General features: G+C 72.9%; 1 protein-coding gene. It reads right to left on the minus strand.

Features of this window, described 5'->3' with window-relative positions:
- Window positions 1-115 precede the first annotated feature (115 nt).
- Complete coding sequence (cheB, locus tag FDZ70_11015) at window positions 116-1183, minus strand: chemotaxis-specific protein-glutamate methyltransferase CheB (protein TLM65591.1); 1068 nt, start codon at window positions 1181-1183, stop codon at window positions 116-118.
- Window positions 1184-1208: the final 25 nt, after the last annotated feature.

Here is a 1208-nt window from a genome sequence, read left to right on the forward strand (position 1 = left end):
CACGGTGAGTGACGACGGGTCGGGCTTCAACCCGTCTTCGACGCGGTCCGGTTCGTTCGGACTCTTCAGTGTGGAAGAGAGCGTGCGCTCGCTCGGAGGCTCGCTGGAGGTGCGGTCAGGCCCCGGCGGGGGCGCCGAGGTGCGCGTGTCCGTCCCGCTTCCCTGACGGGCGCGCGCCGGCGAGCTCGAGGATCCGGGAGGTCAAACGCCCCAGCGGGAGCGCCTCGGCCGCCGCGCCTGACTCGAGCGCGAGCTTCCCCATCCCGAAGACCACGCTCGTGGGCCCGTCCTGCGCGAGCGTCGCCGCACCTGCCTTGCGCATCGCCGCGAGCCCGGCCACGCCGTCGTGGCCCATGCCGGTCATGATCACGCCGACGGCGTCGGAGCCCGCGGTGCGTGCCACGGACGTGAACAGCACGTCGATCGACGGCCGGTGGGACGACACCGCCGGCCCACGTCGGAGCTCGATGACACGTCCGCTTGGGCGCTCAAGGAGCACCATGTGCGTCCCCCCGGGCGCTACGAGCACCGTGCCCGGTTCCGGGATGTCGCCGGCCTCGGCCTCGCGCACCCGGACAGCGCCGAGCGTGTCGAGACGCGCCGCGAAACCGCGGGTGAACTCCGCCGGCATGTGCTGGACGAGCAGCACAGGCGGCGCTGAGGGCGGGAGCGCGCAAACCACCTCCGCGAGCGCCTGAGGACCGCCGATCGAGGCGCCGATGGCGACGATCGCGCCCGGAGCGTGACGCGCTGCGAGCCCCGTCTCCGCCCACCGCTGCACGCCGCGGACCCCGACCGAGGTTCGCGCGGCGACCTTCACGGCTTCGACGAGACGAGACTCGAACTCCTCGCGAGATCCGTCGGCGGGGGGCTTGGCGATCGCATGGGTCGCGCCCGCCTCGAGCGCCTCGACGGCCTGCGCGCTGCCGTCGGAGGTGAACGCCGAGACGACCACGACCGGCATCGGGTGATGCGTCATGAGCCGGCGCAGGAACGAGACCCCGTCCAGCCTCGGCATCTGCAAGTCGAGCGTGACGACGTGCGGATCGAGCTCGACGATGCGGTCGCGGGCCTCATACGCGTCGCCGGCGGTGGCCACGACCTCGATGCCGGGTTCGCGCTCGAGCGTGTGCGTGAGCGCCGTTCGCACGAACGCCGAGTCATCCACCACCACGACACGGATGGGCGGCCCTGCGGCCGTGCCGGCG

This window comes from Actinomycetota bacterium (genome assembly GCA_005774595.1).
Taxonomy (GTDB): domain Bacteria; phylum Actinomycetota; class Coriobacteriia; order Anaerosomatales; family D1FN1-002; genus D1FN1-002.